Consider the following 15,325-nt stretch of genomic DNA (forward strand, 5'->3'; position numbering starts at 1 on the left):
TCGATATTTGTAGAATCATTTTTGGGCTCCTTAAAAAGGGCACAAGAAACGACTATATCGCTCCCTTACTTTTGTAAGCGGAGCGTTTTTGTTTTTATGGCAATTGGGTAACGTGACACGTTTCATTCTCATAAGGAAAATACGATAAACATTCACTGCCAAATTTCGATGGAAACAAGATTTTATAAAAAGGCTAAGTTAAAGTTCATTTTGGATTTTGGCACTTTGTTGATTGTTAGCGGATATGCGAGACTCCTGCGGGAAAGCGGGTCAAGGGAGACCCCACAGGCATAGACGCCGAGGAGGCTCCCGGACCGCCCCGCGGAAAGCAAGTGCCTTTCGTTACAATCAACAGGCAAGTTTAACAGAGCTTATAAAAAAAGTCATAAGTTTTCTGGTTTGTGGCAAACTTTCTCAGAGAATGTTTTTATGTTTGGTCGAGCCACCTAAGCAGGTAATTGTGAAAATAGATGCAGGTATACAGAAACCGAATGTCTTTATCTTCCGTTTAGGATTTCACTCATATTGGAAACTGGTATTATTCTTTTTTACTATTGAGAGTATTCTATTCGCGGGTGTAAGGGTTTGAAGTGGATGTTCAGAAAGATTCGAAGGGGGAAGTAAACAGATGACAAAGTATATTTTCGTAACAGGCGGTGTAGTTTCTTCTCTAGGTAAAGGGATTACAGCTGCGTCATTAGGCAGACTTTTAAAGAATAGGGGTCTAAGCGTAACGATCCAAAAATTTGATCCATACATTAACGTAGATCCGGGGACGATGAGTCCGTATCAGCACGGTGAAGTATTCGTTACTGACGATGGAGCAGAAACAGATTTGGACTTGGGCCACTATGAGCGCTTCATCGACATCAATTTAGGAAAACACAGCAACGTGACTACAGGGAAGATTTACTCTACTGTACTGAAAAAAGAACGCCGCGGTGACTATTTAGGCGGAACTGTACAGGTAATCCCTCATATCACGAATGAAATTAAAGAGCGTGTGTTCCGTGCCGGCCGCGAAACGAATGCGGACGTAGTCATCACTGAAATTGGCGGGACAGTAGGAGATATCGAGTCGCTTCCATTCCTTGAAGCAATCCGCCAGATTAAGAGTGATATCGGCCGTGACAATGTGATGTACATTCATTGTACGCTTGTTCCCTACATTAAAGCAGCTGGAGAAATGAAAACAAAACCAACTCAGCATAGCGTTAAAGAATTGCGCAGCTTAGGCATTCAGCCAAATATCATTGTAGTTCGTACGGAAATGCCGATTTCACAGGACATGAAGGATAAGATTGCCTTATTCTGCGATATCGATACAAAAGCAGTCATCGAGTGCCGTGATGCAGAGACTCTTTATTCCATTCCATTGACCCTTCAGGAACAAAATATGGATCAAATTGTCTGCGATCACTTGAAATTAAATTGTGCAGAAGCAGAAATGACGGACTGGAAAGCTCTTGTAGAACGAGTGACAAGCCTGTCAAAAACAGCAAAAATCGCCCTTGTAGGTAAATATGTAGAACTTCAGGATGCTTATATCTCTGTAGTGGAAGCTTTGAAGCACGCAGGCTATCAGTTTGACTCTGATATTGATATCAAATGGATCAATGCAGAGCTTGTAACAAGAGATAACGTGGCAGAATTGCTGGATGAAGTGGATGGAATATTAGTTCCTGGCGGATTCGGCGACCGCGGAGTGGAAGGAAAGATCCATGCCATTGAATATGCACGTATCAACAAGAAGCCATTCTTCGGAATCTGCCTTGGAATGCAGCTGGCATCTGTTGAATATGCCCGCAATGTGCTGAACCTTGAAGGAGCTCATTCTTCTGAGCTTGACCCAGAAACAAAGTATCCAATCATCGACCTTCTGCCTGAACAAAAAGATATCGAAGATCTTGGCGGAACTCTAAGACTAGGATTATATCCTGCTAAGCTGACAGAGGGTACTCGAGCTTATGAAGCATACCAGGACGAAGTGATCTATGAGCGCCACCGCCATCGTTATGAATTTAACAATCAGTTCCGTCAGGACATGGAAAAAGCCGGATTTATCTTCTCCGGTACAAGCCCGGATGGCCGCTTAATCGAAATCATCGAGCTGGCTGACCACCCATGGTTTGTCGCATCCCAATTCCACCCGGAATTCACATCCAGACCAACACGCCCGCAGCCGCTGTTCCGCGATTTTGTTGAGGCATCATTGAAATTTAGCGAGAAGTTATAAAAGCGGAAGTTTCCTGGTCAGCCTTGGCATAATCCTAAAAGGGGCTAGGAGCTGGATATAAAAAGAAAAAGCTGAACCGTCTGGTTCAGCTTTTTCTATTGTGATTTTATTTGCCGCTCCCTATATGTCCTGCTGTAAAAGCGGTCATGGAGCAGCTTCCACCAGAAACGTTGGTGCTTCAGCGGGGACAGTCCCCCATTTCCCTATTCTTCGTGGTATTCTTTGAGGATTTCTTCAATGCTGAATTTGAGTCCATGATAGGCAAATAGGGCGGCCATGAGGGATGGAAAGCCGAATCTTGTGCCTGATTCGTCAGGAAGGAGGGCTCTTGTCAGCTTCGTGTCGATATGGACATCGGCAAGTTGAGTTAGTTCATTGGGCTGATCTTTTTGGACGGCAGAGACGGCGACGAAGGCGATATCTTTTGCCTGCAGCTCTTTTCCAAGGGCTACCGCTTCTGCATCGTCGGCAAACCGGGTGAACAGCAGCACTCTGTCGGCGGAGGTTATATCTGCAATGTTTTCTAAAGGCTTAACGAAAACAAGCGGTTCGGCTCCATACATCGCTTCATCCAGAATTCCCTGCATTTCGCCGAAGCCATGAAGATATAGTGTTCCTTCACTGACCACCGCCTGGCATAGCAGCCTTGCGCCATCCTCCAGTGAAAACTCTTCCTGATCGATCATCTTTTTATATACACCTGTAAGCTGGGTGGAAAATATTTTTAGCATGATAAAACCCCTTTTATATAATCTATCTCTTCTATATATCATATCCCTATCTATTTCGCATTAGTTGTATACTGATATAGATGGATAACAGCCAGAAAGTAAAGCTGATAAATCAATTGCGCCGCTTTTTGAGATAATTGCTGCAGATAAAAAATAATGATGCCGAAGTTCAAAATAATGAAAAAAATACTTCACCAACCCTGGTATCGGCTCTCTGGTAAAGTATGATTTCATTTCTTGCAAACAAAATGAATGAATTTGTCGGCAATCAAAGGCCATTACATCGCTTTAGGTGATATTTGCACCAAACCAGATTACCACACAGTTTTGAGGGAAGAGGCTAGCGCAAATTTCAGCACATCAACAAAAAACTCATAAAGAATGACAGCCATAAGCAGGAATTTTAGGGAAATGGAGCGAAATAATTAAGATATGCTCTGCGATTAAGGATTATTTACATATCTCAAGCGCCTATGCGAGATTTATACAGGGAAAAGGGGTTAACAGAATGGGTAGAAGAGTTTTAATAGTGGACGACCAATTTGGTATACGAATACTCTTGAATGAAGTTCTCCAAAGAGAAGGATATGAAACCTTTCAGGCGGCTAATGGTCCCCAGGCACTGGACATCGTGAACAAATATCCGCCAGACCTTGTTCTTTTAGATATGAAAATTCCAGGGATGGATGGAATTGAAATCCTGAAACGAATGAAGCAGATCGACCAGAATATCAGAATTATTATCATGACAGCCTACGGTGAATTGGATATGATTCAGGAAGCGCGGGATCTCGGAGCGCTGACTCATTTCGCAAAACCGTTTGATATTGATGACATCCGCAAGGCGGTAAGGGAGAATATTTTAGTGTAAGCCCTGTCAATATTTTCAATTTTCGAGCATCGTTCACATTTCGGGGGAAATCCTTAAATTTTGCAGAACTAGCGCGGCTAATTTGTTGCTCATTACACTATCAATTGATATGCTTAGATTGATTTTTGTAATCCTTCTAAATTCTAAGCGTATAGCAGCCTTTCTTTAAAGGTAAAATTTTAGAAGGGAACTCTGCAATTGCAGTGTCATTTAGTTCTACTTTTAAGGAGGAAACAACATGCCTTTAGTTTCTATGAAAGAAATGCTGAACAAAGCACTTGAAGGTAAGTATGCAGTCGGCCAATATAATATTAATAACCTAGAATGGACACAAGCCATTTTAGCTGCTGCCGAGCAGGAAAAATCACCAGTTATCCTTGGTGTATCTGAGGGTGCTGCACGCCATATGGGCGGATTCTACACAACTGTTATGATGGTAAAAGGATTATTGGAAGATATGAAAATTACCGTTCCGGTTGCAATCCACCTTGATCATGGTTCAAGCTTTGAAAAATGTAAAGAAGCGATCGACGCTGGATTCACTTCTGTTATGATCGATGCTTCGCACCATCCATTTGAAGAGAATGTTGAAACTACTTCTAAAGTGGTTGAATATGCTCATTCAAAAGGCGTTTCTGTTGAAGCGGAACTTGGTGTTGTCGGCGGACAGGAAGACGATGTAGTAGCTGCTGGCGTTATCTATGCAGATCCAAAAGAGTGTGCTGAGCTGGTTAAACGCACTGGCGTTGACTGCATTGCCCCAGCACTAGGATCCGTTCATGGACCTTACAAAGGTGAACCAAACCTTGGCTTTAAAGAAATGGAAGAAGTTCGTGATTCAACTGGTATTCCATTGGTTCTTCACGGCGGAACTGGAATCCCGACTCATGACATCCAAAAATCTATCTCTTTAGGTACTTCAAAAATTAACGTGAACACTGAGAACCAAATCTCATTCACAAAAGCCGTTCGCGAAGTACTTAATAAAGACCAAGAAGTATATGATCCACGTAAATTCATCGTGCCTGGCCGCGACGCAATTAAAGAAACAGTTGTCGGCAAAATGCGCGAGTTCGGTTCTAGCAACCAGGCATAATTTGACAAGAATCGAAACCACTGTACGGTGGTTTCGGTTTTTCATATAAAGCAGTCGTGAACAGGGAGCATATCCTTTTTATTTTTGGTATCATCTGATTGAAAATTCCGACAAAAAGCGAGGGAATACAATGAAATTTTTTATTGATACGGCAAATATAGAAGAAATCCGCGAAGTCCATGCTCTTGGCCTGCTATCAGGTGTAACCACTAATCCTTCTCTTGTGGCTAAGGAAAAGAATGTCTCCTTTCACGATCGATTAAGAGAAATAACCAGTCTGGTAAAAGGATCGGTCAGTGCGGAAGTTATTTCATTGGATTCAGAAGGAATGATCAAAGAAGCAGAGGAACTGTCAGCGATCGCGCCTAACATCACCATAAAGGTACCCATGACACCAGATGGACTGAAAACTGTTCATTATTTAGCCCAAAAGGGAATTAAAACGAATGTAACTCTTATCTTTAATGCAAATCAGGCACTGCTCGCCGCGCGTGCAGGAGCTTCTTATGTATCCCCATTTTTAGGGCGCCTGGATGATATCGGGCAGGACGGGCTTCAGTTAATTTCGGATATAGCTGATATATTCAATATTCATGGCCTTGAGTCTGAAATTATCGCTGCATCCATACGCCATCCTCTGCATGTGACAGAAGCGGCCATCAGAGGGGCCCACATCGCAACCATCCCATATAAAGTGCTAATGCAATTATTCCATCATCCGCTGACTGATAAAGGAATTGACGCATTCCTCGCTGACTGGAAAGCTAGAGAAAATAGGTAAAACGCTTTCAAATCAGGCTGTTTTCGCTTAGACTGGTGTATGTAGTTCCATTCCGAGCGTACAGCCTGAGCTTCTTGGCTCTATTAAAATAAATGTATTCATTGTTGATTCTAGCTCTATGTATTGCCGCTGCATGCGTGTCAAGGGAGACCCAAAAGCGTGAAAATGTGGGGGGCTCCCGGACCGCCCGCGAAAAAGCTAGTGCCTGCAATCAACAAACGGGTTTAACAATAATACAAAGGGCCATCATTTTTAACCACTTAATTCTCCCCGGGTGTTCTCTCATTTCAGAAAGAAGCAAAAAGGCTGCCCTTGTGAGCAGGAACTGCATTTCTGGTAAAATTTATATTTTCGGTACATGAATTCCTGTTTTTTGTGTAAACTAGACATTAAAGAATGCTGTCGTTTTATGCATGTTGGAAATGGAAAAATATACCTCGGACACAAGCCGATTTTGCAGGTATTTGTACTGCTTTGGCATAGAAGGGAGTTATACCATGGAAAAACTAAAAATCGCTGGCGGTTATCCACTCAAAGGGTCTATAAGAGTAAGCGGCGCTAAGAATAGTGCGGTAGCCTTGATTCCAGCCACTATACTGGCCGATTCGCCTGTTACAATAGAAGGTCTTCCCGAAATTTCTGATGTTGAAATATTAAAAGGATTGTTAGAGGAAATTGGGGGAACCGTTACATTTTCGGATAATGAAATGTGCGTGGATCCATCCACGATGGTTTCTATGCCGCTTCCTAATGGCAGAGTGAAGAAACTCCGCGCCTCTTATTATTTGATGGGTGCCATGCTTGGCCGTTTCAAAAAGGCAGTCATTGGTCTGCCGGGCGGCTGCCACTTAGGTCCACGCCCTATCGATCAGCACATTAAAGGGTTTGAAGCACTAGGTGCGCAGATTACAAATGAACAGGGCGCCATCTATCTAAGGGCAGATGAACTTAGAGGTGCCAAAATTTATCTCGATGTTGTCAGTGTCGGCGCAACCATTAATATTATGCTTGCAGCTGTACTGGCTAAAGGCAGGACCACAATCGAAAACGCAGCGAAAGAACCGGAAATTATTGATGTAGCCACACTCCTGACGAATATGGGCGCACGGATCAAAGGGGCAGGTACGGATATCATCCGTATTGATGGAGTAGAGAGCCTTCACGGCTGCCGCCATACCATCATCCCTGATCGAATTGAAGCAGGAACCTTTATGGTTCTGGCTGCTGCGGCAGGAGACGGCATACTTATAGATAATGTGATTCCCCAGCATTTAGAATCACTTACTGCAAAACTTAGAGAAATGGGAATCTCTGTGGAAACCGGTGATGACCAGATTTTTGTATCACCTGGACCAAAGCTGAAGACCGTTGATATTAAAACTCTGGTATATCCAGGCTTCCCGACAGATCTTCAGCAGCCTTTCACCACTCTGCTTACAAAGGCGGAAGGCTCAGCAGTCGTTACAGATACCATTTATGGAGCCCGCTTTAAGCATATCGATGAATTAAGGCGCATGAATGCCAATATTAAAGTGGAAGGCCGGTCCGCAATCGTTTCAGGACCTGTCCAGCTTCAGGGAGCGAAAGTGAAAGCAAGCGATCTTCGTGCTGGTGCAGCTCTTGTTATTGCAGGCCTGATGGCGGAAGGTATAACTGAGATTACAGGCCTTGAGCATATTGACCGCGGCTACAGCAATCTTGAGGAGAAGCTGACAGGGCTGGGTGCGACCGTCTGGCGGGAAAAATTAACTCCTGAAGAAGCGGAGCAGCTGAAAAGTTCTTAATTAGGACACATATTCCCTTTAATGTGTTACAATTAATTGTATAATGTGTTATACGATTAAAAATCTATTTTAGATGTAGTGCAGGGGGAATTGCAGTGGAAAGAAGTTTATCAATGGAACTGGTCAGAGTTACTGAAGCAGCAGCACTTGCTTCCGCACGCTGGATGGGAAGAGGCAAAAAGGATGAAGCGGACGGCGCCGCCACTTCGGCGATGCGTGACGTTTTTGATACCGTGCCCATGAAAGGCACCGTGGTGATCGGCGAAGGAGAAATGGACGAAGCACCCATGCTTTTTATCGGCGAAAAGCTTGGCACAGGATATGGCCCAAGAGTTGATGTTGCAGTAGATCCGCTTGAAGGAACAAATATTGTCGCTTCAGGAGGATGGAATGCTCTGGCAGTTTTAGCTGTTGCAGATCACGGAAATCTGCTTCATGCACCTGATATGTATATGGACAAGATTGCAGTCGGTCCTGAAGCTGTCGGGAAGGTCGATATCAATGCTTCTGTTATAGATAACTTAAAAGCTGTGGCAAAAGCAAAAAATAAGGATATTGAAGATTTGGTTGCTACTGTGCTGAACCGGCCGCGCCATCAGGAAATTATCAATCAGCTCAGAGAAGCGGGAGCCAGGATTAAGCTAATTAATGACGGGGATGTAGCTGGCGCAATTAACACTGCATTTGACACCACAGGTGTGGATATCTTATTTGGCTCTGGCGGAGCACCAGAGGGCGTTCTTGCGGCCGTTGCCTTAAAATGTTTAGGCGGCGAAATTCAGGGGAAATTATTACCTCAGAGTGATGAAGAATTAGCAAGATGTTTGAAAATGGGCTTAGATGTCAATAAAGTACTTAGGATGGAAGATCTCGTAAAAGGGGATGACGCTATTTTTGCTGCCACAGGCGTTACAGACGGCGAGCTGCTTAGAGGCGTTCAGTATAAAGGCTTTTATGGTGAAACACATTCATTGGTTATGCGAGCTAAATCAGGGACAGTCCGGTTTATTGATGGCCGCCACAGCTTAAATAAAAAACCTAATCTAGTAATAAAATAAGGCTCTTTTCTAAAAGATTGTTGTTTTTTAATAAGTTTTGTAACGTCACCCTATTGTCCAGTCAGGTTGATTGGAGCGTAAGGTGCGAGACTCCTGCGGGAACAGCGGGACAGGTGAGACCCCACAGGCGAAGCCGAGGAGGCTCACCGCCCGCCCCGCGGAAAGCGAGCATCCTGAAGTGGAAATCAACCCCTTGTTCAATAGCAACAAAGTTTGCGAAAACAGCCTAAAATAAAGAGGCAAGCGGGCGGAATCGCTCGCTTCCTTGGTTTTCATAAAGAGCCTTACGGTAATTGTCGAAAGCTGGCTTACGGTCCTTCATGAATTCAGCAGGAAAAAGTTTCACTTCGGTAGAATTAAAATAAAGGCTATGTTAGTGTTGATGATTTTTGCAGATGACCCTTGCTAAAGGCGCGGTAATGCCTTAGGGGGAATGTTAAGGGAAAACCTGCGGAGATCAACTGGCTTGTTTAACAAAGCTCCTGAAAAGTAATTCTAATGAGGGAGGAAACTGCTGGAAAACTCCTTGATAGCCGCCCCTGTTAGAAGGCATTAACAAAAAACTCCTAAGCTTCCTAAGTTTTTCAGCCCTTTTCTTAAAAGTTGAATATTTATTTTAAAGCAAGTAAAATAAAGCTTGTTTTTAATCCTGTGAAATTTCTTCAAACTTACTCCAAGTTAAAGAACCTTCCTTCAATTTTTCTTTCCTGGTGTTAGCTAATCTAAAAAGAGTGGTGTCATAATGAACTTAACAATTTCAAAATTAGAAACAATGAAGCTTAAAGAGCTATATGAATTAGCACGTGAATTTAAAGTATCCTACTATAGCAAATTGACAAAGAAAGAGCTTATTTTTGCTATTTTAAAAGCGAGAGCTGAACAAGACGGTCTGTTATTCATGGAAGGTGTATTAGAAATCATTCCTTCTGAAGGATTTGGGTTCCTCCGTCCGATCAATTATTCGTCCAGCTCTGAAGATATATATATTTCAGCATCACAGATCCGCCGCTTTGACCTGCGGAACGGTGACAAAGTTTCAGGTAAAGTCCGTCCGCCAAAGGAAAATGAAAGATATTACGGTCTTCTGCATGTTGAAGCTGTAAATGGCGACGACCCTGAATCTGCGAAGGAACGGGTCCATTTCCCTGGTCTGACTCCATTGTATCCGGACCGCCAGATGATGCTCGAAACAACGCAGAAAAACCTATCAACCCGCATTATGGATTTGATTGCTCCTGTCGGCTTCGGCCAGCGTGGATTAATTGTTGCGCCTCCGAAAGCAGGTAAGACCATTCTTTTAAAAGAAATAGCCAATGCTATCACTGTGAACCATCCTGAGGCTGAATTGATTGTTCTCCTGATTGATGAGCGCCCGGAGGAAGTAACCGATATTGAACGTTCGGTTGCAGGTGACGTTGTCAGCTCAACATTCGATCAGGTACCGGAAAATCATATCAAAGTAGCTGAATTGGTATTAGAGCGTGCAATGCGTCTCGTAGAGCATAAACGGGATGTTATCATCCTTATGGACAGCATTACCCGTCTTGCCCGTGCATACAACCTTGTTATCCCTCCAAGCGGCCGTACACTGTCCGGCGGTATCGATCCTGCGGCATTCCATAGACCTAAGCGGTTCTTCGGAGCAGCCCGTAACATTGAGGAGGGCGGAAGCTTGACCATATTGGCTACCGCACTTGTCGACACAGGATCACGGATGGATGACGTCATTTATGAGGAATTTAAAGGGACGGGGAATTTAGAGCTTCATCTTGACCGTTCTCTTGCAGAGAAGCGTATCTTCCCGGCAATCGATATCCGCCGGTCTGGAACACGTAAAGAAGAGCTTCTTATTCCTAAAAATCACTTGGACAAATTATGGGCGATCCGTAAATCCATGTCTGATTCACCTGATTTTGCAGAGAGATTCCTTCGCAAGCTGAAATCTACCAAGAGCAACGAAGACTTCTTCAGCGTCTTAGATGATGAAATGAAGAAAAACCAGAGCGGTTCTTCTAAACGTTCATTGTAAATTTTTGATAGACTCTTGCAAAATAGAAGATACCTTGCTATAATTAAGCTAATGTGTTTTGAATAAATTATGTGGCAAGCGATTGAGCAAACCGCATTTTGAGTAATAAACTCTGTTTCAGCATGACTCAGGGCGGAAGGAGATGAAAAGAATGAAAACAGGAATTCATCCAAATTACAACAAAATTACTGTAACTTGTGCTTGCGGTAATACTTTTGAAACTGGTTCTGTAAAAAATGATATCCGCGTAGAAACATGTTCAGAATGTCATCCATTCTACACTGGACGTCAAAAATTCGCTGAAGCTGGCGGACGTGTTGACCGTTTCAACAAAAAATACGGCATTAAGTAATCAACAAAGATATGTACAAACAGGCAAGAACGTTACTTGCCTGTTTTTTTAAGCCTTGATTTACATATTTCTGCTGTTTTTATGCTTATTTACGTCCTATTTAAGTCGAATATACTCATAAACCCGCCGGGGTGGCGGGTTTTCGTTTTTAGATGGTTCACTCCGCCTTCATTAAGAAGGACAAATGGGGAATCATAAATATAAACAATATTTTACTGCTGAACTTATCCTTTATTTTTGTTAACATATAGATTCAAAGTGTGGAAGGGAGAGCCTATTCATGTATGTAATGAAACAAACAGGCTGGTTGGAACTAATCTGCGGAAGCATGTTCTCGGGGAAATCTGAGGAGTTAATCAGGAGAGTACGCCGTGCGCAATTTGCCAAGCAAAAGATCATTGTGTTCAAGCCTGCCATTGATAATCGATATAGCGAAGAATCTGTAGTCTCTCATAACGGCTCTTCTTTCACAGCAAGACCCATTTCAAAATCCACTGACATCTTTAAAGCGATTGAACCGGACGTGGATGTAATCGCGATTGATGAAGTGCAGTTTTTTGATGAAGAAATTATTCATGTTGCTGAGCATCTGGCAGACAGCGGCTATCGTGTAATCGCAGCGGGACTCGATCAGGATTTCCGCGGGGAGCCATTTGGCCCTGTACCGATGCTTATGTCTCTTGCTGAATCAGTAACTAAGCTGCAGGCCGTTTGTGCTGTCTGTGGTTCGCCAGCTAGCAGAACGCAGCGTTTGATCGACGGCAGGCCAGCTTTATATAACGATCCGGTGATCCTGGTAGGTGCTTCAGAGGCTTACGAGCCGCGCTGCAGACATCACCATGAAGTGCCTGGGAAAGACGAGATTCTTAAAGAACAGACCAATACGCTTACAAAATGATGTGAAATGGTGAAGGGATGGTTCCTTCATAGCTGAAGGAGCGGCCCTTTATAAAGTGGGGCTGTTCCTTTTTTATTTTATCCCCTTACACGTATCAGGGTTTCTGTCTGAATCCACATAAAGAATTAGTATATTTCTGGTAATTCATTTTTTTCGGGTAGTAACCCTCCCTATTTTTGGAAACAATAATAAGAGGAGGTGTGCACGGTGAAAAAAATAAATACTTCAGTATGTATCCACTTTTCCCACTGGCTGAAAATGTCCAAAAAAACACATTCCGTATTAAACGGGCAAAAAGGTCTTCTCCTTCCTTTTAAACCAAAAATGACTGAATATGAAAGAATTCAAAATATCGTGTCAGCGGCATCTGAATACCCCCTGGGTCCTCTTTTCATAAAGGATGATCAGCTATGGGTTACCTATCATGGAGCAAATGGCAGGCAGGGCGGGTCCAGTCTTGCCAAAGAGGAAGATCTGCTGCAAAAACGATTGGCACGAAAACTGGCAAATTATCGTATTACGGTCCGGATAGAAGCTTAAGCCAGCCTTAAATGGTTTTGACGTGTTAAATCTGCCATAATATAATGGAGTATGGTAATTCTTATATAATTGGCAAGGTTAATAGATTTTAAATACATTGAGACGTCAAGCGCCGACTAGGCTCTTTGATATAAAAATTTGAGGTGAAATATCGTGTTAGATCGTTTACAGGCAGTTGAGGACCGATATGAAAAATTAAATGAATTGCTGAGTGACCCGGCCATCATTAATGATGCAAACAAGCTGCGGGAATATTCCAAGGAACAGTCAGGCATCCAGGATACAGTGGAGGCTTACAGAGAGTATAAATCAGTCCGCGAACAATACCAGGACGCGAAGCAGATGCTCGAAGAAAAGCTGGATCCTGAAATGCGTGAAATGGTAAAAGAAGAAATGGGCGAGCTGGAAGAACAGCTGGAAAACCTGGAAGGAAAGCTTAAGCTTCTTCTTGTTCCAAAGGACCCTAATGATCAGAAAAACGTAATTATGGAGATCCGCGGTGCAGCCGGTGGAGACGAGGCGGCCTTATTCGCAGGCACCTTATACCGTATGTACAGCCGCTTTGCTGAGGTACAGGGCTGGAAGACGGAAATTATTGAAGCGAATCCTACAGGACTAGGTGGTTATAAAGAAATTATCTTTATGATTAACGGGAATGGTGCGTATTCAAAGCTCAAGTTTGAAAATGGCGCCCACCGCGTTCAGCGTGTTCCGGAAACTGAATCTGGAGGACGGATTCATACGTCAACGGCAACCGTAGCCGTTTTGCCGGAAGCGGAAGAGGTAGAAGTGGAAATTCATGAAAAGGATATCCGTGTCGATACCTTCGCATCCAGCGGACCAGGCGGACAGAGTGTTAACACGACCATGTCAGCCGTGCGTTTAACGCATTTGCCTACTGGAACAGTTGTATCCTGCCAGGATGAAAAGTCCCAGATCAAGAATAAAGAAAAAGCGATGAAGGTTCTTCGTGCCCGAGTATATGATAAATTCCAGCAGGAAGCACAGGCGGAATATGACCAAAACCGTAAAGCGGCTGTCGGTACAGGCGACCGCTCTGAACGGATTAGAACTTATAACTTCCCGCAAAATCGTGTAACCGACCACCGTATTGGTTTGACAATCCAGAAGCTGGATCAAATCATTGAAGGAAAATTGGATGAAATTCTAGATGCGTTAATTTTAGAAGATCAATCCAAAAGACTCCAAAATGAAGAAGACTGATTCATTTAGCAAGGTATATGAAGCCCTGAGCTGGGCTTCTTCTTTTTTAACCTCAGAAGGGCGCGACGGAAATGCGGGAGAGCTGCTTTTGCGGCACTTCATGAACATGGACCGCAGCCGACTTTTGGCAGATCTGCACATGGAGATTCCTGAGGACGTAAAAAAGCGGTTTGTGGAAAGTGTCCATGAACATGCCCGTGGAGTCCCGGTTCAGCATATCATCGGCTTTGAAGAGTTTTACGGAAGAACCTTTGAGGTAAATCAGGAAGTATTAATCCCGAGGCCTGAAACAGAAGAGCTGGTATATCATGCATTAAATAAGATTGCGGTTCTCTTCCAAGTGGAGAGTTTGATTAGTCTGGCTGATATAGGAACGGGCAGCGGGGCTATTGCAATCTCGATGAAACTGGAGAACTCCCGGTTAGAAGTAACGGGTACAGATATTGCTGACGAATCCCTGGCTGTCGCCAGAAGGAATGCAGAGCGTTTGGGGGCAGACGTGACATTCGTGAAGGGTGATCTGCTTGCACCTTTTATCTCAAAAGGTAAGAAGCTCGACGTAGTCCTGTCAAATCCGCCTTATATTCCGATCGGGGATGAAGCGGAGATGTCAGTCGTCGTAACCGGTCATGAACCGCACCGCGCCTTGTTCGGGGGTGTTGACGGACTGGATTTCTACCGCCGGTTCATGGAGGAACTGCCAAAGATTCTTAACGTTAAGGCCTTGGTGGGCTTTGAAGTAGGTGCAGGGCAGGGGCCGTCCGTCCAACACCTTCTGCAGCAAACCTTTCCGGAAGCCCAAACCGAAATACAATACGACATAAACGGCAAAGACAGAATGGTCTTCGCCATCCTGGGAAATAGGGACTGACCCCTATTTCCCTTTTTTTTAAGGTATAAGATCAAATGCCGGATTCTGCTTACCGGTGGAAAATGACTTTTTCTAAAAAGATTACCTGATACAACAGGTAAACTGTTGTATTTTCGCTAGGGATGTTAGTGAAGTTTTAAGTTTTTAGTTCTTCATGCAGCGATGAAGGACAAAAAGAGGGAATGGGGCTGTAGAAACGTCCTTCATACAGGCGATGAAGGACGAAAAAAGGGAATGGAGCTTTAGAAACGTTCTTCATAGGGGCGATGAAGGACGAAAAGAGGGAATGGAGCTTTAGAAACGTTCTTCATACAGGCGATGAAGGACGAAAAGAGGGAATGGAGCTGTAGAAAAGTTCTTCATAGGGGTGATGAAGGACGAAAATTGGGAAAGGAGCCGTAGAAACGTTCTTCTTACTGGGGATGAAGGACGAAAAGAGGGAATGGAGCTGTAGAAACGTTCTTCATACAAGGGATGAAGGACGAAAAGGGGGAACGAAGCTTTAGAAACGTTCTTCATTCAGGGGATGAAGGGCGAAAAGAGGGAAAGGAGCTGTAGATCCACGTTCGAATAGTTCCTTATGAGTGAAAGGGGCGTTGAAGAGTAGCATGTGGCCTACTGACAAGCGTCAGAACGTAATGCATTTTTATTAACGGACGCAGCTCCTCCTAGACATCTATCGGTAGAGATAAGCATAACTTGTCTATAGCTAAGCCATACAAACGGTAGATAAGCATATAAACAATATGATAAGCATATAAACGATGAGATAAGCATATAAGCGATAGGATAAGCAAAGAACCTTGGCCCATAAGCATAAATCACCGAAACATAAGCATAATTCTAATAAACCT

13 protein-coding genes are annotated in these 15,325 nt (G+C 43.6%); 12 read left to right on the top strand and 1 reads right to left on the bottom strand.

The genetic code is table 11. From position 1 onward, the window contains the following. The first annotated feature begins 628 nt into the window (after nucleotides 1-628). Entirely contained in the window at nucleotides 629-2,236 is a 1,608-nt protein-coding gene (locus CUU66_RS00465; protein WP_101639721.1) for a CTP synthase, read from the top strand. A 203-nt stretch (nucleotides 2,237-2,439) separates the two neighbouring features. Here CUU66_RS00465 and CUU66_RS00470 read toward each other — a convergent pair whose 3' ends face one another. Further along, entirely contained in the window at nucleotides 2,440-2,967 is a 528-nt protein-coding gene (locus CUU66_RS00470; protein WP_101639722.1) for a DUF2529 domain-containing protein, read from the bottom strand. Nucleotides 2,968-3,475: 508 nt separating this feature from the next. Here CUU66_RS00470 and CUU66_RS00475 point away from each other — a divergent pair. From CUU66_RS00475 to prmC, 11 genes are all read left to right on the top strand, one after another. Beyond that, nucleotides 3,476-3,838, top strand: coding sequence for a response regulator (locus CUU66_RS00475; protein WP_101639723.1), 363 nt, complete (start codon nucleotides 3,476-3,478; stop codon nucleotides 3,836-3,838). Between the two features lie 238 nt (nucleotides 3,839-4,076). Next, complete coding sequence (locus CUU66_RS00480; RefSeq protein WP_101639724.1) at nucleotides 4,077-4,934, top strand: class II fructose-bisphosphate aldolase; 858 nt, start codon at nucleotides 4,077-4,079, stop codon at nucleotides 4,932-4,934. Between the two features lie 130 nt (nucleotides 4,935-5,064). Further along, the gene (fsa, locus tag CUU66_RS00485; RefSeq protein ID WP_101639725.1) at nucleotides 5,065-5,715 is read left to right on the top strand and encodes a fructose-6-phosphate aldolase; all 651 of its coding nucleotides are present in this window, start codon (nucleotides 5,065-5,067) and stop codon (nucleotides 5,713-5,715) included. Nucleotides 5,716-6,212: 497 nt separating this feature from the next. Further along, nucleotides 6,213-7,499 (top strand): UDP-N-acetylglucosamine 1-carboxyvinyltransferase, encoded by a 1,287-nt coding sequence (locus CUU66_RS00490; RefSeq protein WP_101639726.1) that lies wholly within the window; start codon nucleotides 6,213-6,215, stop codon nucleotides 7,497-7,499. Nucleotides 7,500-7,594: 95 nt separating this feature from the next. Then, nucleotides 7,595-8,557, top strand: coding sequence for a class II fructose-bisphosphatase (gene glpX / locus CUU66_RS00495; protein WP_101639727.1), 963 nt, complete (start codon nucleotides 7,595-7,597; stop codon nucleotides 8,555-8,557). A gap of 742 nt (nucleotides 8,558-9,299) precedes the next feature. Further along, nucleotides 9,300-10,586, top strand: coding sequence for a transcription termination factor Rho (rho, locus tag CUU66_RS00500; RefSeq protein WP_101639728.1), 1,287 nt, complete (start codon nucleotides 9,300-9,302; stop codon nucleotides 10,584-10,586). A 151-nt stretch (nucleotides 10,587-10,737) separates the two neighbouring features. After that, nucleotides 10,738-10,938 carry a 50S ribosomal protein L31 gene (rpmE, locus tag CUU66_RS00505; protein ID WP_101639729.1) on the top strand — a complete coding sequence of 67 codons (201 nt, stop codon included), beginning with the start codon at nucleotides 10,738-10,740 and terminating at the stop codon, nucleotides 10,936-10,938. A gap of 280 nt (nucleotides 10,939-11,218) precedes the next feature. After that, complete coding sequence (locus CUU66_RS00510; RefSeq protein ID WP_101639730.1) at nucleotides 11,219-11,836, top strand: thymidine kinase; 618 nt, start codon at nucleotides 11,219-11,221, stop codon at nucleotides 11,834-11,836. Nucleotides 11,837-12,043: 207 nt separating this feature from the next. Further along, nucleotides 12,044-12,376 carry a hypothetical protein gene (locus CUU66_RS00515; protein ID WP_101639731.1) on the top strand — a complete coding sequence of 111 codons (333 nt, stop codon included), beginning with the start codon at nucleotides 12,044-12,046 and terminating at the stop codon, nucleotides 12,374-12,376. 153 nt (nucleotides 12,377-12,529) lie between these two features. Further along, on the top strand, nucleotides 12,530-13,600 hold the full coding sequence (gene prfA, locus CUU66_RS00520; RefSeq protein ID WP_101639732.1) for a peptide chain release factor 1: 1,071 nt from the start codon (nucleotides 12,530-12,532) through the stop codon (nucleotides 13,598-13,600). Beyond that, a complete protein-coding gene (prmC, locus tag CUU66_RS00525; protein WP_101639733.1) occupies nucleotides 13,587-14,471 on the top strand; it encodes a peptide chain release factor N(5)-glutamine methyltransferase in 885 nt (294 codons plus the stop codon). The genes prfA and prmC overlap by 14 nt, the downstream gene beginning before the upstream one ends. Nucleotides 14,472-15,325 lie beyond the last annotated feature (854 nt).

This window comes from Peribacillus deserti (genome assembly GCF_002863585.1).
GTDB lineage: Bacteria > Bacillota > Bacilli > Bacillales > DSM-1321 > Paraperibacillus > Paraperibacillus deserti_A.